Source organism: Brucella sp. IR068 (assembly GCF_049065885.1).
Classification (GTDB): domain Bacteria; phylum Pseudomonadota; class Alphaproteobacteria; order Rhizobiales; family Rhizobiaceae; genus Brucella; species Brucella intermedia.
In genome coordinates this window covers 101,095-120,895 of the sequence record NZ_JBAKHE010000001.1, presented here as the reverse complement: position 1 = coordinate 120,895, position 19,801 = coordinate 101,095, and the positions used below count along the sequence as shown (strand labels likewise).

The following is a 19,801-nucleotide window of genomic DNA, read 5'->3' as shown; positions in this document are numbered from 1 at the left end:
CTTTCGATTATCGCCGGGAGTATTGAATGCTGTTGAGCAGAACCGCGAGCACGATCACCGCGCCGGTAAAGACGGTCTGCCAGTAGGAGGACACGCCGATGATCACGAGGCCGTCGGAAAGGAAACCGATCACGAAGGCGCCGAGAAGCGTGCCCTGTATAGTACCGCGCCCCCCAGTGAGCGCAGCGCCACCGATAACCACGGCGGCGATTGCCGTGAGTTCGTAGGTGGTGCCTGCCGTCGGGCCTGCCGACGTCAGCTGCGAAGCAAGGATCAGACCGGCGATCGCAGCGCAGATGCCGGAAATGACATAGACCGACACCTTGACGCGCTTGACCGGCACGCCGGACAGTTCAGCCGCACGTTCATTGCCGCCCGATGCATAGAGCCAGCGGCCGAATGCGGTGCGGTTGAGAACGATGGCGCAGATGATGGCGAGAACCACCAGAACCAGAACACCGATCTGCACGCCGAACAGCTTGTTGAAGCCGAGCCAATCGAAGCCGGTATTGCCAAGCTCCGGCCGTCCGCCGAGATTGTTGTAAGTCAGGCCATTGGTCATCAGCAGCGCCACGCCGCGCGCGCAATAGAGAACGCCAAGCGTCGCAACGAAGGCTGGAACCCGCAGATAGGCAATCAGCACGCCATTGATCGCGCCGACGAACGCGCCAAGCGCACAGGTGATGATGACGACCGCCCATACCGGGAAATAAAGAATGACGCCGAAATGCTGCAAGGTGACGCCCTGCATCAGGAAACCGGCAACCACGCCCGCCAGCCCCAAAGTAGAGCCGACCGAAAGATCGATGCCGCCATTGAGGATGACGAGCAGCATGCCGATGGCAAGCAGGCCGAATATCGCCACATGCGACGACATGGTGAGGAAATTGTTGACCGTGAAATAATTCGGCGAAAGAAACGAGAAAACTGCAATGATCGCAATCAGCGAAAAGAACGCGCGGCCTTCGAGCAGCAGGTGCACGAGGCTGGTCTTTCGCTTCGCGCCGTTCGGAGCGGCTGTTTCCTTGTTGGTGCTTGTGACTGACATTCTATCAGTGCTCCATAACTATTCTTGAGCGTTTCTAGGAAAGGGGCGCTGGAACCGCTCTATCTATTTGTTTTTACGCATTATCCTACGCAAAACCGCTTCGCACTTTTGCTGGAAATGCTCTAATGACCGACCATGGCTTCGCCCGAGGCGGCCATGATCTTCTCCTTGGACACGTCCGATCCGAATTCGGCGGAGATGCGTCCACGGTGCATGACGATGATACGATGAGCGATGCTGAGGCATTCGCCGACTTCCGAGGTCGTATAGACGACGGCCAGGCCCTGCTTCGCCTTTTCGGCCAGAAGCTTGAACACTTCCGCCTTCGCGCCGATGTCGATGCCGCGGCTCGGCTCATCGAGCAGGATGACTTCCGGCTCGGTCGCCAGCATCTTGCCGATCACGACCTTCTGCTGGTTGCCGCCGGAAAGCGAACCGATTGCCGCTTCGCCGCCATCGGTCTTGATGTGCACATTCCGGATCGACTGATCGACAATCTGTTTCTCGCGTTTGCGCGATGTGAAAAGGCCCTTGGTCATCTCGGCGATGCTGGCGAGCGACAGGTTCTTGCCGACCGTCATCGTCTGCACGAGACCGTCGCGCTGGCGATCTTCCGGCACCAGCACAAGGCCCCGCTCGATGCGCTGCGCGATGGTGAGGCCGGAAACGTCCTGCCCTTTCAGGAGCACGCGTCCCCCGCTAGCCTTGAGACGACCGGCAACGGTTTCCAGCAATTCCGTGCGACCAGCCCCCATGAGGCCGTAGATGCAGACGATTTCACCGGCGCGCACATTGAGCGACATGCGGTCGACCAGCGAAAAGCCTGCGCCGCCCGGATCGGGAACGGTCAGGTTTTCGACAGAAAGCGCCACATCGCCCCATTCATATCCGGTGGGCGGCGAGCCGAGATCGAAGTTCTCGCCGACCATGTTGCGCACGATCCATTCCAGATCGATTTCCTCACGCGGCGCATAGGCAGTCATCGTTCCGTCGCGCAGCACAACCGCATGATTGGTGATCTGCAGCGCTTCTTCCAGATGATGCGAAATATAGACGATGGCGACGCCACGCGCCGTCAGGTCGCGGATGACCTTGAACAGGACTTCCACTTCCGAGGCGCTCAACGCCGAAGTGGGCTCATCCATGATGAGAATGCGCGAATTGACCGAAAGCGCGCGGGCGATTTCCACCACCTGCTGCTGGCCGAGACGCAGTTCCTCGACCGGCGTCAGCGGGTCGATGTCTTCTTCCAGTTCGGCCAGAAGCTCGCGCGTCAGCCGTTCTTCCTCGGCAAAATCGACGCCGGTGGCGGTGCGGATCTCGCGTCCCATGAAGATGTTGTCGCGCACATTCATGTTGGGCGCGAGGCTCAGCTCCTGATGGATGATCGAGATGCCGTGGTCGCGCGCTTCGGTGGACGAGTTGAACGTCACCGGTTCGCCGTCGAGAATGATCGTGCCGGAAGTCGGCTGGATGACGCCGGACAGCACTTTCATCAAGGTGGATTTCCCGGCGCCGTTTTCGCCGAAAAGCGTCGTGACCTGACCACGGCGGATTTCAAAATTCACGCCTTTCAGGGCATGAATGCGACCGTAGGATTTGGCGACGTTATGCGCGGCAAGAACGACATCGCCGTTTTTGCCTTCGATTTTGGGAGCGGTGCTCATTTCACTTCGAGCCCCACAGGCGTGACGAGCCAGTTCTTGGGATTGACCAGCTTGAACACGCCGACAACCGAAACGGTCTTGCCCGTCAGGTTTTCTACATCGACGCCCGAAAGCACCTGCTTCTTCATCTCGTTGTTCAGCGCCGAACCGGCGTTCTGATATTCGATCTGGTTCTTGAACTGGCCGAACTGGATTTCGCCGGTGGCATCGCGCAGGTCCGTGCCGTTGACGGCGGGGCCGGTCTGGATGCGGATCGCCATGCCTTCCGGCAGGCCTTCAACCTTCACGACATTGTAGTTGGACTTGCGCTCTTCCACGACGCCGGTGAACTTGACCGGGATGACCGGATTGACGTCGCCCACGCCATATTTCTTTCCGGCTGCAGCCTTATCGGCAGCGAGAGCCGTTCCGACTTCCACGGCATCGACGGCGCGCTGCTCGACGCTGGCCTTGACCTTGGGAAATTCGGTTGCGCCATAGGCATCGGGAGAGAAAGCCTGCTGGCGCACATCGGAATCAGACCCGATCTTCACGACCTTCGTGTCGAAAGCAATCGCGCCGACAACCACAACCGCAGCGATCACGCTCCAGACGATGGCGCGGCTCAGCTTGGCGGGTTTTTGTGAAACTTGACTGGTTTGTGCACTCATTATCAAACGCCTTCAGCAATTCTGCCGGATTGTCGTTATAGAAACAGAAGATGCGGCTGAATTCAGACCGCCCGGAGATCATCCTCGACCATCACGCCTGCCGGGTAGGCGAAAGCCTCCGCGAGAGCGGTGCAAGATGCGGCAGACGAGATCATGATATCCTCCACGTGAATTCCAGGGCCCCGCTCCTCCGTGCATCCTGGAACAGATGCGCCGCCCATCGGAACTTATGATAGCGGCGTGTTATTAACTCCAATAATGATGTTATAAAGCTCCAAAGCTGTCAATCGGATGTTTTCCAAACGCCGGTGAATTAGCATAATTTCGCGCTGAATCCCGATCACGATCCAGCGAAATCCACTACATAATCCGTTATCGGGCGCGTTATTCGCAGCTTTGACATTCATCGCCAGCCCGGATGGATCAGCAATCCGCGTCACTTAAATTATCATTTATATTCAAATATTTAAATTGAAGCCAACATAGAAGACAGCTCAACATATCGCGGAAGAACCCGGACAAAACCGCAAGCCGCCGCATAGCGATTTTCTCCACATTCACTCTTTGGTGAAAAAAAATGCGCACTCTCGAAAATTTTACAGACAAGGTGATAGCGTTATGTTATCTCCAGCTTACGCCATTGCCCGATTTCATTATAAACGGGGCCGCGAGCGATGTATTTTCAGTCGCGGGAGGAATCCAAATGTCAATGAAGGCAGATATCCGCCATGCGTAAGACAGGTGACATCATCATCGGGATCGACGCGGGCACGTCCGTGCTCAAGGCAGTCGCTTTCGACCTCAGCGGACGCCAGATCGAATCCGCGGCGGTTCGCAACAAATACGATACCGGCGACCATGGCGCGGTTACCCAGTCGCTTTCCCAGACATGGCAGGATTGCGCGCGCGCCTTGCGCGATCTCGGCGCCAAGTTGCCGGGCCTTGCCGAACGCACCGCGGCGATTGCCGTCACCGGACAGGGCGACGGAACCTGGCTTGTGGGCCACGGCAACCAGCCGGTTGGCGACGCCTGGCTGTGGCTTGATGCCCGCGCCGCCTCCACCGTCACGCGGCTTGCCGCCGGGCCCATGAACCGCGCGCGCTTTGAAGCGACCGGCACGGGACTCAATACCTGCCAGCAGGGCTCGCAGATGGCGCATATGGACGCCACCGCGCCGGAGCTTCTGGACAATGCGGAAGCAGCCCTTCACTGCAAGGACTGGCTCTATCTCAATCTCACCGGCGTTCGCGCCACCGATCCGTCGGAAGCAAGCTTCACCTTCGGCAATTTCCGCAATCGTCAGTATGATGACGTGGTGATCGAGGCCCTCGGCCTGACGAAGCGCCGCGGATTGCTGCCGGAGATCATCGACGGCACCGAAGTCCAGCATCCGCTATCCCCCGAAGCGGCGGCTGCAACGGGTCTGCGGGCGGGGACGCCGGTGAGCCTTGCCTATGTGGATATGGCGATGACTGCGCTTGGTGCGGGCGTGCGCGGCGGTACGGCTGACGCCGGATGCTCGACCATCGGCTCCACCGGCGTGCATATGCGCGCAAAGCCGGTGGCCGATATTCATCTGAACAAGGAAGGCACCGGCTACGTCATCGCGCTGCCGATCCCCGGCATCGTCACGCAGGTGCAGACCAACATGGGCGCGACCATCAATATCGACTGGATATTGCAGGTCGCAGCCGATCTCATGTCGACGCCGGACAAGCCGGTTTCGCTTGGCGATCTCATTCCCCGCCTCGATGACTGGTTCAATGCCAGCCGTCCCGGCGCCATCCTCTATCACCCGTATATTTCGGAAGCTGGCGAGCGCGGCCCCTTTGTCAATGCCGATGCGCGGGCCGGTTTCATCGGGCTTTCCAGCCGCGACCGTTTTCCGGAACTGGTGCGTTCGGTCGTGGAAGGCCTCGGCATGGCGACGCGCGATTGCTACGCGGCAATGGGCGAAATGCCTGCCGAACTGCGCATCACCGGCGGCGCTGCCCGCTCGAAGGCGCTGCGCGGCACGCTGTCGGCTGCCGTCAACGCGCCTGTGCGCGTTTCGGCCCGCGAGGAAGCGGGCGCGGCGGGTGCTGCCATGATGGCCGCCGTGGCCATCGGCGCCTATCCGACCATGGACGACTGCATCGCCGAATGGGTGGAACCGCTGCTGGGCGCGGGCGAAGCCCCGGATGCGGCGCGCGCACGGCATTATGAAGAACTTTTCGTTGCCTATCGGGAAGCGCGACTGGCTCTGACGCCGGTCTGGGACAAGCTCGCTTCCGGCAAATAAGGAAATATTGAAATGGCTGAACCGGAAACCTGCGACCTGTTTGTAATCGGCGGCGGCATCAACGGCGCGGGCGTGGCCCGCGACGCTGCCGGGCGCGGCCTCAAGGTCGTGCTGGCGGAAAAGGACGATCTGGCGCAGGGAACCTCGTCGCGCTCCGGCAAGCTGGTGCATGGGGGCTTGCGCTATCTCGAATATTATGAATTCCGCCTCGTACGGGAAGCGCTGATCGAGCGCGAAGTGCTTTTGAACGCCGCTCCCCACATCATCTGGCCGATGCGTTTTGTGCTGCCGCACAGCCCGCAGGACCGTCCGGCCTGGCTGGTGCGGCTCGGCCTGTTCCTCTACGACCATCTCGGTGGCCGCAAGAAGCTGCCCGGCACGCGCACGCTCGATCTGCGCCGCGACCCGGAAGGCACGCCGATCCTCGACCAATACACCAAGGGTTTTGAATATTCCGACTGCTGGGTGGACGATGCCCGCCTCGTGGCCCTCAATGCGGTGGGCGCTGCCGAAAAGGGCGCAACCATCCTCACCCGCACGCCTGTCGTCTCCGCACGTCGCGAGAAAGGCGGCTGGATCGTGGAAACGAAGAACCGCGACACGGGCGAGACCCGCACATTCCGCGCGCGCTGCATCGTCAACTGCGCCGGACCATGGGTCACGGATGTCATTCACAATGTCGCCGGTTCCAACTCGTCGCGCAATGTGCGCCTCGTCAAGGGCAGCCACATCATCGTTCCGAAATTCTGGTCGGGCGCGAATGCCTATCTCGTCCAGAACCACGACAAGCGCGTGATCTTCATCAACCCTTATGAGGGCGACAAGGCGCTGATCGGCACCACCGACATCGCCTATGAAGGGCGCGCCGAAGATGTTGCGGCGGATGAGAAGGAAATCGAATATCTGCTGACCGCCGTGAACCGCTATTTCAAGGAAAAGCTCAGGCGTGAAGACGTGCTGCATTCCTTCTCCGGCGTGCGCCCGCTGTTTGACGACGGCAAGGGCAATCCTTCCGCCGTCACCCGCGACTACGTCTTCGACCTCGATGAAACCAACGATGCGCCGTTGCTCAACGTCTTCGGCGGCAAGATCACCACCTTCCGCGAACTGGCGGAACGCGGCATGCATCGCCTCAAGCACATTTTCCCGAAAATGGGCGGCGACTGGACGCATGGCGCACCGCTTCCCGGCGGCGAAATCGCCAATGCCGATTATGAAACCTTCGCCAATTCCCTGCGCGACACCTATCCGTGGATGCCGCGCACGCTCGTCCATCATTACGGGCGTCTCTATGGCGCACGCACGAAGGACGTGGTTGCAGGCGCGCAGAACCTCGAAGGGCTTGGCCGTCATTTCGGCGGCAACTTCCATGAAGCGGAAGTGCGCTATCTGGTGGCAAAAGAATGGGCGAAGACGGCGGAAGACATTCTCTATCGCCGCACCAAGCATTACCTGCACCTGACAGAAGCCGAACGCGCCGCATTCGTGGAATGGTTCGACAACGCTAAAATCGTCGCTTGAGGACACATCATGGCGCTGACGCTTTCGCTGAATACCAATCCGCTTGTGAACCGCTTTGCCGAGCCGGGCGACCTGATCGAAACGGTTGCCCGCGACCTGCGCCTGCGCGACCTCCAGCTGACCCATGAATTCATCAATCCGAGCTGGCAGGCTTCGACCATCCGTCGCCTGACGCGCGACATGGACAAGGCCTTGCAGCGCACCGGCGTCCGTGTCACTTCGGGCATGACCGGCCCCTATGGCCGCCTCAACCATTTCGGCCATCCCGATGCGGAAGTGCGCCGCTACTATGTCGACTGGTTCAAGACCTTTGCCGACATTATCGGCGACCTTGGCGGCAAGTCGGTCGGTACGCAGTTCGCTATCTTCACCTACAAGGATTTCGATGATCCGGCGCGCCGCGAAGACCTGATCAAGATCGCCATCGACTGCTGGGCCGAAGTGGCCGAACATGCGGCTGGCGCCGGTCTCGACTATGTGTTCTGGGAGCCGATGAGCATCGGGCGCGAGTTCGGCGAGACGATTGCCGAATGCATGAAGCTTCAGGATCGCCTCACCGCCGCCGACATGGCGATCCCCATGTGGATGATGGCCGACATCGACCATGGCGACGTCACCTCGTCCAACCCGGACGATTATGACCCTTACGCCTGGGCGCGGGCCGTGCCGAAGGTCTCGCCGATCATTCACATCAAGCAGAGCCTGATGGACAAGGGCGGGCATCGCCCGTTCACCGCCGCGTTCAACGCCAAGGGCCGCATCCAGCCGGAACCACTCCTCAAAGCCTTTGCCGAAGGCGGCGCGGTTGATAATGAAATCTGCCTGGAGCTTTCCTTCAAGGAGCGCGAGCCGAACGACCGCGAAGTCATCCCGCAGATTGCGGAAAGTGTGGCTTTCTGGGCTCCCCACATTGACACCGGCGCCAAGGACTTGAAAATATAGGTAATTTCAGGAACCGGACCGTTTTCAATGGCAGATGCTGACGATTCACTGGCGCTGCGCGCCGCCTGGCTTCACTTTGTGGGCGGCATGACCCAGTCAGCCGTCGCCAAGCGCCTCGGCCTGCCTTCGGTGAAGGCGCATCGCCTGATTGCCAAGGCCGTCGCCGATGGTGCGGTGAAGGTAAGTATCGACGGTGACATTACCGAATGCATCGACCTCGAAAACCGCCTCGCCGACATGTACGGCCTCGATTATTGCGAGGTTGCGCCCGACATTGGCGAGGAAGGCCTGCCGCTGATGGTCCTCGGCCATGCCGGGGCGGATTTTCTGCGCCGCGAGATCGAGCACGGCGATCACGAAGTCATCGGCATCGGCCATGGGCGCACGCTTTCTGCCGCCGTCAGCTATATGCCGCGTGTCGCGGCCAGCAATGTACGTTTCGTATCCCTGCTGGGCGGCCTGACGCGCAATTTCGCCGCCAACCCGCATGATGTGATGCACCGCATCGCGGAAAAGACGGGGATGCCCGCTTATGTGATGCCGGTTCCCTTTTTCGCCAACACGGCGGAAGACCGTGAAGTGCTGCTCGCCCAGCGCGGCGTCACCACGGTTTTCGACATGGGTTGCCGCGCCGAACTGAAGATCGTGGGCATCGGCACGGTGGATGCGCAGGCGCAGCTCGTCACATCCGGCATGATAGAATTGAGCGAAGTTGAGGAGATTGCGAACCTCGGCGGCGTCGGCGAAATGCTCGGCCATTTCTTCGATGCAAACGGCCAGCGCCTCGAAACCGCGCTCACCGCCCGCACCATCGCCGCCTCGGTGGAAAACGCTGATATGAGCCGAATCATCGGGCTGGCCGGCGGAATTTCCAAGGCTGACGCCATTCGCGCCGTGCTGAAAAGCGGCCGGCTTTACGGCCTCATCACCGATGAGCGCACCGCAAGGGCTCTTATCCGACAGCCAGATGGAAAATAACAAAATCACATTTTTCTCGTGGATTTTTTTGTGATTTTGTGATCTAACTTCATGCGATAAATGTTCCGCCAATGAGATCGGAAACAGCGTGAAGCGCGACGACAGACGACAGGCGATCATAAACCTTCTCATCGAAAATCAGGCCGTCGACCTCGACGATCTGGCGGACCGGTTTGCTGTTTCCAAGATGACGATCCACCGCGATCTGGATTCGCTGGAACATTCCGGCGTGCTGCGCAAGGTGCGCGGCGGCGCGACCATCGATACCGGCACCCAGTTCGAGAGCGATTTTCGTTTCCGCGAGCGGCAGGACGGCGAAGCCAAGCAGAAGATGGCCCGCGCCGCGCTGGAACTGGTGGAACCCGGCATGACCGTGATGGTCAATGACGGCTCCATGGCAGCTGTCCTCGGCGGCATGTTGCTGGAAAAGCGCCCATTGACCGTCATCACCAACAATGCCGTCATCGTCGATGAGCTGAAGGGCGAGAACGGGATCAATCTGATCGCGCTCGGCGGAACCTATTCAGCCAAGTTCAACGCCTTTTTCGGCATACTGACGGAAGAAGCGCTGTCGCATTTGAGTGCCGACATCGCTTTCGTTTCGTCGCCCGCCGTCAACGGGCAGCTTGTCTATCACATGGATGAAAACGTGGTGCGCACCAAGCGCGCCATGACGGCGTCCGCGGCCCGCACCTGCCTTCTGGTCAATCACCAGCGGTTCGGGCGCCCTGCCCTCCACGTCATGGCAAATCTCTCCGATTTTGACGCGATCATCACCGATTCATCACCCGGCGCCGCCATACTGGACGAACTCGAGCAGGCCGGGATCAGACTGACAATAGCAGCAGACTAGGAACAGTTACGCATGAGCAGATTCTGGGTTGGAACGAGTTGGAAAATGAACAAGACGCTGGCCGAGGCCCGCGCCTTTGCCGAAGCGCTGAAGGCTGCCGATGGCGGTCGTTCCGCCGATATCCAGCGCTTTGTCATTCCACCGTTCACCGCCGTTCGCGAAGTGAAGGAAATCCTGTCGGGGACCTCCGTCAAGGTCGGCGCGCAGAACATGCACTGGGCCGATCAGGGCGCATGGACCGGCGAAATTTCACCGCTGATGCTGAAAGATTGCAATCTCGACATCGTTGAGCTTGGCCATTCGGAGCGCCGCGAGCATTTCGGCGAGACCAACGAAACGGTTGGCCTCAAGGTCGAAGCCGCCGTGCGCCACGGCCTGATCCCCCTCATCTGCATCGGCGAAACGCTGGAAGACCGCGAAAGCGGACGCGCGGCTGAAGTGCTGGAAGAAGAAGTGCGCGGCGCTCTTTCCCGGCTTTCCGACGACCAGAAACAGGCTGAAATCCTGTTCGCCTATGAGCCCGTATGGGCCATCGGCGAGAACGGCATTCCCGCTTCCGCCGATTATGCCGACGCGCGGCAGGCCGAAATCATCGCGGTTGCCGAAAGTGTGCTCGGACGCCGCGTGCCTTGCCTCTATGGCGGCTCGGTCAATCCCGGCAATTGCGAAGAACTCATCGCCTGCCCGCATATCGACGGCCTGTTCATCGGCCGCTCGGCGTGGAACGTGGAAGGCTATCTCGACATTTTGGACAAGTGCGCCAGAAAGATTCAATCCAATTAAAGGAGCAATCCCATGAAAGTAGCAGTAGCAGGCGACAGCGCCGGCGAAGGTCTGGCCAAGGTTCTCGCCGACTATCTGAAGGACCGTTTCGAGGTTTCGGAAATCTCGCGCACGGATGCTGGCGCGGATGCATTCTACGCCAACCTTTCCGACCGCGTGGCTTCCGCAGTTCTCGACGGCACCTATGACCGCGCCATCCTCGTTTGCGGCACCGGCATCGGCGTGTGCATCGCAGCCAACAAGGTTCCGGGCATTCGCGCCGCGCTCACGCACGACACCTATTCGGCAGAACGCGCAGCGCTTTCCAACAACGCCCAGATCATCACCATGGGCGCCCGCGTCATCGGCTCGGAAGTGGCCAAGACGATTGCCGACGCCTTCCTCGCACAGACCTTCGACGAAAACGGCCGTTCGGCTGGCAACGTCAACGCGATCAACGAAGTCGACGCGAAATACAACAAGGGCTGATCGCCCTTATTTGACGTCCCGGCCCGAAACGCTTCCGCTTTTCGGGCCGGTGGCGAAACCGGTTCAGCTTTCCGGAATGACGGCAGCAAAGTCCATTGCACCGTGAAGGATGTGGACGACAATCACCTGCTCACCATCAAGGCGATAAAAGATCAGATAATTGCCGTGAACCTTTCGGCGTATGCCCTGCTTTTCATATCGGGGCACCTTGGGAAAAGCCTTTGGAGAGGCGGCAATCGCCAGGCATTCCCGTTCCATTTCATCGATAAAGGATAAAGCTCTGAGCGGATTGTCCCTCGCGATATAATCGCCTATCCGCAGGAGGTCATTCGTCGCTTCGTCCGTGAAATGGACCTTCATTCGGTCGTGTCCGGCAACATTGCCTGATAGCGTTTACGCAAGGCCCCGAAAACGTCCTCCGCGCCGGCTGTCCGGCTTGCATCAGCGTCGGCGACCCCGCGCATGATGGAGGCGTCGAGCGCAGCAAGACGGGTTTCCCGCTCCTGAACGAGGCGCACGCCCTCACGCAGAACCTCACTTTTCGAGCCGTATCGTCCCGTATCGACAAGGTCCTGTACGTAGCTTTCAAGCTGCTTGCCAAGTTCTGCACTGATCATCTGTCCTGCCTCCATCGCTCTGCGATAGTGACAAGATAGATTTCTTATCAATTATTATCAAGACCCTCGACCGTGCAAACAAAAAGCGGAGGATTTCCCCTCCGCTTTTCATTTAGCTTATAGCAAGGCGCTAAGATGCTAACGCATCACGCCCTGAAGATGCTCAATCGCCGCACGGGCTTAACCAAGTCTCAGCAAGACTTGGTTAAACAGCAGAACTTAGCTGAACTTCGGGTCCAGCGAACCATCGCGATAACGCTTTGCCATGTCGGAAAGCGGGATCGGACGGATTGAGGCGGCATGACCGGCAGTGCCGAACTGCTCGAAACGCTCCTTGCAGAGCTTGGTCATGGCAGCCATTGCCGGCTTCAGGTACTTGCGCGGATCGAACTCGCTCGGGTCTTCCTGCAGGACGCGGCGGATCTGGCCGGTCAGCGCCATGCGGTTGTCCGTATCGATGTTGATCTTGCGCACGCCATGCTTGATGCCGCGCTGGATTTCCTCGACCGGAACACCCCAGGTCGGCTTCATCTGGCCGCCATATTTGTTGATGATTTCCTGCAATTCTTCCGGCACGGAAGACGAGCCGTGCATGACGAGGTGCGTGTTCGGCAGCTTGCGGTGGATTTCCTCGATCACATGCATGGCGAGCACGGAACCGTCCGGCTTGCGGCTGAACTTGTAGGCGCCATGCGAGGTGCCCATGGCGATCGCCAGTGCATCGACCTTGGTTTCGCGCACGAACTTCACGGCTTCGTCCGGATCGGTCAGAAGCTGGTCGTGCGACAGCACGCCTTCCGCGCCGTGGCCGTCTTCGGCATCGCCCATGCCGGTTTCGAGCGAACCGAGAACGCCGAGTTCACCTTCCACCGAGATGCCGCCCAGATGCGACATCTCGCTGACCTGACGCGTGACCGAAACGTTATAGTCCCAGTCGGCCGGGGTCTTGCCGTCGGCTTTCAGCGAACCGTCCATCATGACGGAGGTGAAGCCTGCCTGAATGGCGGTCATGCAGGTTGCGGCTTCATTGCCATGGTCGAGGTGGACGCAGACCGGGATATGCGGATAGATTTCCGTCACCGCGTCCATCATGTGGCGAAGCATGATGTCGTTGGCATAGGCACGCGCGCCGCGCGAAGCCTGCAGGATCACCGGCGCATCGACGGCATCCGCCGCTTCCATGATGGCCAGAGCCTGTTCCATGTTGTTGATGTTGAATGCCGGGACGCCGTAACCCTTTTCAGCGGCGTGATCGAGCAATTGCCGCAGCGTAATGCGCGCCATTTCTAGCCTCCTAGAGCGCATCCCGAAAAGTGTGAAACGGTTTTCGGAACAGGATGCGCGTTGCAAAACAATTGGATGGAGCATTTGCAATGCTCCAGGCGATGTCAGGTCAGGTTATTTCGCGAAGTACTCGCCGAGGATGTCCACCTCTTCGGCAACGCCGAACACCAGCGCACTGCGCTCGTGATAGGTTTGCGGGACGATATCGAGAATGGATCTCGAACCGTCGGTCGCCTTGCCTCCCGCCTCACGGGCGAGGAAAGCAATCGGATTGGCTTCGTAGACGAGCCGCAGGCGGCCCTTCTCGTAGCCGGGGCGGCTGTCGTTCACGTAGAAGAACAGCCCGCCGCGCTGCAGGATGCGGTGCATGTCGCCCACCGCAGCACCAAGCCAGCGCATGTTGAAGTTACGCCCGCGCGGACCGTCCTTGCCGTTATAGGCATCATCCACATAGGCTTTCATGCCAGCCGAAAGGTGGCGATAAACGGATGCGTTGAACGCCAGATCGGAGGTGCGCTCGGGCAACGTCACATTGCGGCGCGTGATATGGAAAATCCCGCTCACCGGATCGAAGGTCGCGAAGATCACGCCTTCGCCGACCGAAAAGCCGAGATCGACCGAATTGCCGTAGGACACATAACCGGCGGCGAGCTGGCGGTTGCCGGGCTGCAGGAACGGTTCTTCCACATCGGCGGGAAAGATCGAGAAGATCGTGCCAAGCGGTGCGCCGAGGCCCACATTGCCGGAACCGTCGAGCGGGTCGATGGCGACGGCGATCAGCCCATCGGCCTTGCCAGCCACCGGCAGGTCCGCTTCTTCGGAAAGAATTGAGGCCGCGCCCGCAGCAATCAGCAGCTCGACGAACAGGTCGTGCGAACCGACATCGATGCACTTCTGCTGGTCCTGATCGCTGTTGACGCCGACGAGCTTGCCCGGATCGCCGGGAAGCGAACCGCGAGCAATGCGACCGGCAAGCCGTGTCGCGCCCGCCAGAATGGCCTTGATCGCATCGGCGGTCGCAAGACGCAGACCATCCTTGCCAGCCCAGTTGTCCAGATAGGCGCCGACCGCTTCGGCTTCCACGCGCTCGCTGTCGCCCACCAGAACCAGCGGAGAAAAATTGCCAGCCATCGTCATTCGCCCTGCTCCAGCAAGAACTTGGCGCGGGCGACAATCGCCTCGGCCGTAATGCCGAATTTCTCATAAAGCACCTCGGCAGGGGCCGAAGCGCCGAAGCCGTCCATGCCGATCACATCGTCTTCGCTGTCGACATAACGTGTCCAGCCGAACTTGCCCGCAGCTTCGACAGCGATGCGCGGCGCATCGCCCAGAACACCCTTGCGGTATTCCTTGCTCTGCTTTTCGAACAGGTCCCAGCTCGGCATGGAGACGACCGCGGTTGCGATGCCTTCTTCAGCAAGCTTTTCGGCAGCCTTCACGGCGAGCGAGACTTCGGTGCCCGTGGCAAGCAATGTGATCTGGCGTTCGCCCTTCGCCTCACGCAGCACATAGGCGCCGCGTGCGGAAAGATTCTCGCCATTGTCGGTGCGCAACTGCGGCACGTTCTGGCGCGACAGGGCCAGAACCGAAGGCGTGTTCGGATCGGAAACCGCAACAGCCCAGCATTCCAGCGTTTCAATCGTATCCGCCGGGCGGAAGACATGCAGGTTCGGCATGGCGCGCAGGCTGGCCAGATGTTCGACCGGCTGGTGGGTCGGGCCGTCTTCGCCAAGACCGATGGAGTCATGCGTCAGCACATGGATGACGCGCACGCCCATCAGAGCCGAGAGCCGGATGGCGTTGCGGGCATAATCGGAGAACACCATGAAGGTGCCGCCGTAAGGAATGAAGCCGCCATGGACCGCAATGCCGTTCATGGCCGCACCCATTGCGAACTCGCGCACGCCGTAGCTCACATAGCGGCCGCTCTTTTCCGGCGTGAAGTCGCTGTCGACAGCCGGAACGCGGGTGAGGTTCGAATGGGTAAGGTCAGCCGAGCCGCCGATCATTTCCGGGAGCGCCGCCGTCAGGCTTTCAAGCGCAATCTGGCTTGCCTTGCGGGTCGCGACATTCTGCGGCTTGTCGAGAAGGCGCTGCTTTGCGTCCGCGACAACCGCAGCGAAGCCTTCCGGCAGGACACCGGCGATCCGGCGGTCGAATTCGGCACGTTCGGCTGCGGGCAGCGCATCGACGCGCTTCTGCCATGCATCGCGTTCCGACGCGCCACGGGCACCGGCTTCGCGCCAGGCATTGAGCAGGGGAGCAGGAATTTCAAAGGCTTCCGCCGTCCAGCCGAGCGCTGCCTTGGTGGCCGCATTTTCGGCGGCACCAAGCGGAGCGCCGTGAACGCCGCTCGTACCGGCGCGGTTCGGCGAACCATAGCCGATGACGGTCTTGAGCGCGATCAGCGTCGGGCGGTCGGCCTGAGCCTTGGCGCGCGTCAACGCCGCATCGATGGCGTCGTGATCGTGACCGTCGACCTTTTCGACATTCCAGCCGCACGCCTTGAACTTGGCCGGAATATCGTCGGTGAAGGCGATTTCCGTGCTGCCGTCGATGGTGATGCCGTTGTCGTCATAAAGCACGATCAGCTTGCCGAGGCGAAGATGCCCGGCGAGAGAGATCGCCTCCTGGCCCACGCCTTCCATGAGGCAGCCGTCGCCGCAGAAAACATAGGTGCGGTGATCGACTATATCCTTGCCGAACTGGTCGGCGAGCGCGCGTTCGGCGATTGCCATGCCGACGGAGCTTGCAAGGCCCTGACCGAGCGGCCCGGTGGTCAGTTCGACGCCTTCGGTATGGCCATATTCGGGGTGACCGGCGGTCTTAGAACCCCACTGGCGGAAGTTCTTCAGCTCATCGAGCGACACGTCCTTGTAGCCCGCCAGATAGAGCGCGCTGTAAAGCAGCATCGAGCCATGGCCGTTGGAAAGCACGAAGCGGTCGCGGTCGGCCCAGTTGGGGGCCGACGCGTCGAATTTCAGGTGCTTCGAGAACAGAACGGCTGCGGCGTCGGCCATGCCGAGTGGCATTCCCGGATGGCCGGAATTGGCGGCATCGACGGCATCGATCGAGAGAGCGCGAATGCAGTTGGCGAGTTGCAGCATATCTGATACGGGCGGGGCGAAATTCATCGGCGGCAACCTCCTTGCCAAATGCAAAGTCTCAGGCATTTCCGGCAAGGCGAAACCCGGGTTCCGGCACCGGCATGCGTATAAACAACAAAGCCACGGCGCATTATGCAACGCGGGCGTTACGCCGACTGGATGCAATGCGCTCGTGCTGCCCGGGTTTGCGCGGTCCCTTCAGGACCAGCCTCCCGGGCACCAATTCCGGTAACACCGTTTCAAAAGCATAACAATATGGTCATAACATTATAACGATTTAAATGTGATCTTGAGTGTGATTTTTCTTTCCACACCCCCGTTTCAGGCCCTTTGGACGGGCAGAATCGCAGGATCGGCGCCGCGACTCACCCCCGCAAAACAAAAAGACAGCCCGCGGGCGACCGCGGACTGTCATTTGAATGATCCTTGCGATGGGGCGGATTACGCGCCCGCCATGCGCTGGCGTCTCTCGCGTAACAGCATCGGACCATATTCCAGAACGTAAAGCCCGAAAGCGCCCATCCAGAGCAAGGCCGAGGCGGCGAGGATGGTGTGGAAGAAATTCGGCATGATTTCCGCCAACGGACGGATCAACGCCGCCGCGACAAGGCAGAGATAAGCGGCCTGCGTGACGGGCGATGCCGTCAGTTCGCGCCCGGTATGGCCGCGGGTGGCCCGCGTCATGACCGCCAGCATCATGCAGCCGATCGCACCCACCGTCACAACATGCAGTGCGGAATAGGGATTGAGGCGATCAATGGCCGAGAGACCGATGGCGATGAAACCGAGCGGGATGAACGCATAGGCGACATGAAGAACCAGCAGCAGCTTTTCCCGCGCCACAGACCATCCCCGCCAGCGGTAAAGCCGCACGATGTGAAACAGGGCTGCAATCCACGCCAGTACCGCCGTTATCGTCTGGTCGGGAGCGGCGATCCAGCCGATACAGGCAGCCACTCCGACGAGAATGCTGAAACCGTCATAGCGGTTGAAAGGCACCGGAAAGCGCGTCTCCCCCATCTTGTTGAGCCAATTGCGGGTGAAGCTTGGCACAATGCGCCCACCAATCACCATAACCAGCAGGACATAGGCGCTGACCCCGATGCGGTCGGCCAATGCCACGTCACCGTCGGTCAGGATCAGATAATGGAAGACGAGATTGGCAACCATCACCGTTGCCACGCCAACCAGCACCTTCAGGTTTTTCCATTGGCGCCCGGCAATGATTTCCCGCGCGCAGATGAAAAGCAGCGAGGGCAGAAACAGACTTTCGACAGCGACTGCAAAGCGCACATCGATCAGGTCAGGCTCGAGAAAGACGAGCCGTCCTGCAAGCCATACCCCGCAGAGAATGGCGAGCGGTGTGCCCGATACCGGCAGGCCGCCTGTCCAGTTCGGAATGGCGGTCAGCAGAAAGCCTGCGAGAACGGCGGAAGAAAAACCGAACACCATTTCATGGGCGTGCCAGTTCAGCCCGCCATAGGAACCGCCCAACGGCGTTCCAAGAGTGAGCGACAATATCCAGAAGAGCATGGCCAGAACGGCCCATATGGCTCCGCCCAGAAAGAATGGGCGGAAGCCATAGCTGAGGAGGACGGGACCGGTCATCTTCAGTCCGCGCGGCATACCTTTTTGATCGGATGGCATCGCAGCAGGTACTGCCTGCAGGCCTGGCTGTCTGGTCATGATGTCCTCGCCATGAAGCCGGTCAAGTCCGGCTCATCGAGTTTCGGTATTACTGGCCCCTATTACTGGCCCGCATTATTTGGCGCTGGCGATGACCTTTTCCAGCCGCTCCTGAACGACCTTCGGCTTCTTGGCCGAAACGATCTGTTCGAGATTGGCCGGGCTGTCGCCCACGGCGATCAGCGCGATCATGCCCATTGCATAATGCGGAGTGCACTTTACCAGATATGCGCCGGGTTCCGTAACCGTCAGCACATAATTCTCGTTGATCTTGCTTTTGAACTTCTCCGCGCCTTCCGGGATCATGTCCTTGATGGATTCGACATTGTGCCCCTTGTCCACCGGCACGAAGGTGATCGTGTCGCCGGGATTGGCCTTGATATAGGCGGGCTCGAAAACCATGGCGCCCTCGGCGCCCTTGTTGAGCATGTGAACTTCGATATTTTCGGCAAGGGCTGGGGCCGCCAGCACCGCAAGAATGCCTGCTGCAGCAAATTTGATTGCGAGTTTACGCATTTTCGTCCTGATCTCCATCGGGTGGGCGCAGCTGCCGTCTCGGCTTTACACGCCACACGACGGGATTTAGACCCGCCGCAGGCCATTCTCTTTGATCTGGATCAAACAGGTTGCGTTATTCATGATAATGACTCTCAGAATAAAAAGGGTTGATTTTCCGCGTCGGCCCACCGCACCATTTCGGGTGAAGCCCTTTTGCCGCAGGCCCCGGCCCGCCTCCCCGGCATGACAACCCTGCATGCATCTTGTATGCATTTCAGCGAACTTTATTCGCCCCTATCCGCACTGCCTCAAGAACCGGCAAGGAATGACAGAATGAGCGACACCATTTCGATTTCGACAGAAGAACTCGCCGGGCTTGTGCGGGAAATCCTGAACAAGGCGGGTTTCAGCGCCGACCATGCCGCAGCCATCGCCAAGACGATTGTGGCGGGCGAGCGCGACGGCTGCAAATCCCATGGTGTCTACCGCATCGAAGGCTGCCTGCGCACGCTGAAAAGCGGCAAGGTGGTCGCCGATGCTGATCCGGTCGTCACGACCGATGACAGCGCCGTTGTTCGCGTCGACGCCAAGGGCGGCTTTGCCAATCTGGCCTTTGAACGTGGCGCCCCTGCCCTGGTCGAGAAGGCACGCAAGCTCGGCATTGCGGCGCTGGCGATCAACGATTGCACCCATTTCGCCGCCCTGTGGCCGGAAGTCGAGGCGCTTGCCGAACAGGGGCTTGCCGCAATCGCCATGTGCCCGAGCTATGCAACCGTTGCGCCAGCAGGCGGAACGAAGCCGCTTCTGGGCACCAACCCCTTCGCCTTCGGCTGGCCCCGCCCCGGCGATTATCCTTATGTGTTCGACTTTGCCACCAGCGTGGCCGCGCGCGGCGAACTGGAGCTTTATCGCCGCGCCGGAAAGCAGCTGCCCGAAGGCTGGGCCGTCGATGCGGACGGCAAGCCCACGACCGACCCGGAAGCAGCCCTTGCAGGCGCGATGCTGCCATTCGGCGAGCACAAGGGCTCGGCCATTTCCACGATGATCGAACTTCTGGCTGGTGTGATGATCGGTGACTTCACCAGTCCTGAAGCGCTCGACTTCCTTGGCACGACGACGCTTGCGCCGCGCCATGGCGAACTCATCATTGCCTTCGACCCTGCCCGCATGGCGGGCGGTCGTGGCAATCCGCAAGAGCGCGGCGAAGTCCTGATCGAAGCGATTGCCGGACAGGGCGCGCGCCTGCCGTCGCAGCGCCGCTTTGCCGCTCGCCGCGATTCACTCAGCAAGGGCATCACACTCACCGCCGCTGAAATGGCGCTGCTGGAAAAGCTCAAGGAAAAGGGTCTCGACGCAGTGTCGTGATCCCAAACAAAAAGGCGCCGGAAACCGGCGCCTTTTTGTTTTTTGAACTGAT

Annotated in this window: 19 protein-coding genes and 1 pseudogene; 9 read left to right on the top strand and 11 right to left on the bottom strand. The window is 60.1% G+C overall.

Annotated elements, in window-relative coordinates; genetic code table 11:
• Window positions 1–7: 7 nt before the first annotated feature.
• From ACOWVS_RS00555 to ACOWVS_RS00545, 3 genes are all read right to left on the bottom strand, one after another.
• Window positions 8–1,048: an ABC transporter permease gene (locus ACOWVS_RS00555; protein WP_006468387.1), complete on the bottom strand. Its 1,041-nt coding sequence runs from the start codon at window positions 1,046–1,048 to the stop codon at window positions 8–10.
• Window positions 1,049–1,170: 122 nt separating this feature from the next.
• On the bottom strand, window positions 1,171–2,715 hold the full coding sequence (locus ACOWVS_RS00550; RefSeq protein ID WP_006468385.1) for a sugar ABC transporter ATP-binding protein: 1,545 nt from the start codon (window positions 2,713–2,715) through the stop codon (window positions 1,171–1,173).
• A complete protein-coding gene (locus ACOWVS_RS00545) occupies window positions 2,712–3,365 on the bottom strand; it encodes a DUF2291 family protein (protein ID WP_006472454.1) in 654 nt (217 codons plus the stop codon). The genes ACOWVS_RS00550 and ACOWVS_RS00545 overlap by 4 nt, the downstream gene beginning before the upstream one ends.
• Here ACOWVS_RS00545 and ACOWVS_RS00540 point away from each other — a divergent pair.
• Window positions 3,345–3,462: pseudogene (locus ACOWVS_RS00540) on the top strand (ATP-binding protein); the annotation flags it as partial. The gene ACOWVS_RS00545 and the pseudogene ACOWVS_RS00540 overlap by 21 nt on opposite strands.
• Before the next feature lie 130 nt (window positions 3,463–3,592).
• Here ACOWVS_RS00540 and ACOWVS_RS00535 read toward each other — a convergent pair.
• Window positions 3,593–3,805, bottom strand: coding sequence for a hypothetical protein (locus ACOWVS_RS00535; protein ID WP_006468382.1), 213 nt, complete (start codon window positions 3,803–3,805; stop codon window positions 3,593–3,595).
• 288 nt (window positions 3,806–4,093) lie between these two features.
• Here ACOWVS_RS00535 and ACOWVS_RS00530 point away from each other — a divergent pair, with 288 nt between their 5' ends.
• The 7 genes from ACOWVS_RS00530 to ACOWVS_RS00500 all read left to right on the top strand — a co-directional run bounded on the left by ACOWVS_RS00530 (window position 4,094) and on the right by ACOWVS_RS00500 (window position 11,192).
• Window positions 4,094–5,647 carry an FGGY-family carbohydrate kinase gene (locus ACOWVS_RS00530; protein WP_006468380.1) on the top strand — a complete coding sequence of 518 codons (1,554 nt, stop codon included), beginning with the start codon at window positions 4,094–4,096 and terminating at the stop codon, window positions 5,645–5,647.
• A 12-nt stretch (window positions 5,648–5,659) separates the two neighbouring features.
• A complete protein-coding gene (locus ACOWVS_RS00525; RefSeq protein ID WP_006468379.1) occupies window positions 5,660–7,168 on the top strand; it encodes a glycerol-3-phosphate dehydrogenase in 1,509 nt (502 codons plus the stop codon).
• Between the two features lie 9 nt (window positions 7,169–7,177).
• The gene (locus ACOWVS_RS00520) at window positions 7,178–8,110 is read left to right on the top strand and encodes a sugar phosphate isomerase/epimerase family protein (protein WP_006468378.1); all 933 of its coding nucleotides are present in this window, start codon (window positions 7,178–7,180) and stop codon (window positions 8,108–8,110) included.
• A 27-nt stretch (window positions 8,111–8,137) separates the two neighbouring features.
• Window positions 8,138–9,088: a sugar-binding transcriptional regulator gene (locus ACOWVS_RS00515; protein ID WP_006468377.1), complete on the top strand. Its 951-nt coding sequence runs from the start codon at window positions 8,138–8,140 to the stop codon at window positions 9,086–9,088.
• 88 nt (window positions 9,089–9,176) lie between these two features.
• Window positions 9,177–9,941: a DeoR/GlpR family DNA-binding transcription regulator gene (locus ACOWVS_RS00510; protein ID WP_006468376.1), complete on the top strand. Its 765-nt coding sequence runs from the start codon at window positions 9,177–9,179 to the stop codon at window positions 9,939–9,941.
• 12 nt (window positions 9,942–9,953) lie between these two features.
• Window positions 9,954–10,724, top strand: coding sequence for a triose-phosphate isomerase (locus ACOWVS_RS00505; RefSeq protein WP_006468375.1), 771 nt, complete (start codon window positions 9,954–9,956; stop codon window positions 10,722–10,724).
• Window positions 10,725–10,736: 12 nt separating this feature from the next.
• The gene (locus tag ACOWVS_RS00500) at window positions 10,737–11,192 is read left to right on the top strand and encodes an RpiB/LacA/LacB family sugar-phosphate isomerase (RefSeq protein WP_006468374.1); all 456 of its coding nucleotides are present in this window, start codon (window positions 10,737–10,739) and stop codon (window positions 11,190–11,192) included.
• A gap of 63 nt (window positions 11,193–11,255) precedes the next feature.
• Here ACOWVS_RS00500 and ACOWVS_RS00495 read toward each other — a convergent pair whose 3' ends face one another.
• The 7 genes from ACOWVS_RS00495 to ACOWVS_RS00465 all read right to left on the bottom strand — a co-directional run bounded on the left by ACOWVS_RS00495 (window position 11,256) and on the right by ACOWVS_RS00465 (window position 18,402).
• Window positions 11,256–11,552: a type II toxin-antitoxin system RelE/ParE family toxin gene (locus ACOWVS_RS00495; RefSeq protein ID WP_006468373.1), complete on the bottom strand. Its 297-nt coding sequence runs from the start codon at window positions 11,550–11,552 to the stop codon at window positions 11,256–11,258.
• Window positions 11,549–11,809 (bottom strand): type II toxin-antitoxin system ParD family antitoxin, encoded by a 261-nt coding sequence (locus ACOWVS_RS00490; RefSeq protein ID WP_006472453.1) that lies wholly within the window; start codon window positions 11,807–11,809, stop codon window positions 11,549–11,551. Before ACOWVS_RS00490 ends, ACOWVS_RS00495 begins: the two co-directional genes overlap by 4 nt.
• A 219-nt stretch (window positions 11,810–12,028) precedes the next feature.
• Complete coding sequence (gene fba / locus ACOWVS_RS00485) at window positions 12,029–13,093, bottom strand: class II fructose-bisphosphate aldolase (protein ID WP_006472452.1); 1,065 nt, start codon at window positions 13,091–13,093, stop codon at window positions 12,029–12,031.
• A gap of 114 nt (window positions 13,094–13,207) precedes the next feature.
• Window positions 13,208–14,230, bottom strand: coding sequence for a class 1 fructose-bisphosphatase (locus ACOWVS_RS00480; RefSeq protein ID WP_006468369.1), 1,023 nt, complete (start codon window positions 14,228–14,230; stop codon window positions 13,208–13,210).
• Window positions 14,227–16,227: a transketolase gene (gene tkt, locus ACOWVS_RS00475; protein WP_025092109.1), complete on the bottom strand. Its 2,001-nt coding sequence runs from the start codon at window positions 16,225–16,227 to the stop codon at window positions 14,227–14,229. The genes ACOWVS_RS00480 and tkt overlap by 4 nt, the downstream gene beginning before the upstream one ends.
• 414 nt (window positions 16,228–16,641) lie before the next feature.
• A complete protein-coding gene (locus tag ACOWVS_RS00470) occupies window positions 16,642–17,886 on the bottom strand; it encodes an NnrS family protein (protein ID WP_006468367.1) in 1,245 nt (414 codons plus the stop codon).
• A 75-nt stretch (window positions 17,887–17,961) separates the two neighbouring features.
• Window positions 17,962–18,402 carry a pseudoazurin gene (locus ACOWVS_RS00465; RefSeq protein WP_006473392.1) on the bottom strand — a complete coding sequence of 147 codons (441 nt, stop codon included), beginning with the start codon at window positions 18,400–18,402 and terminating at the stop codon, window positions 17,962–17,964.
• Between the two features lie 315 nt (window positions 18,403–18,717).
• Between ACOWVS_RS00465 and ACOWVS_RS00460 the strand changes: the two genes are divergently transcribed.
• Window positions 18,718–19,749, top strand: coding sequence for an Ldh family oxidoreductase (locus tag ACOWVS_RS00460; protein WP_025092110.1), 1,032 nt, complete (start codon window positions 18,718–18,720; stop codon window positions 19,747–19,749).
• Window positions 19,750–19,801 lie beyond the last annotated feature (52 nt).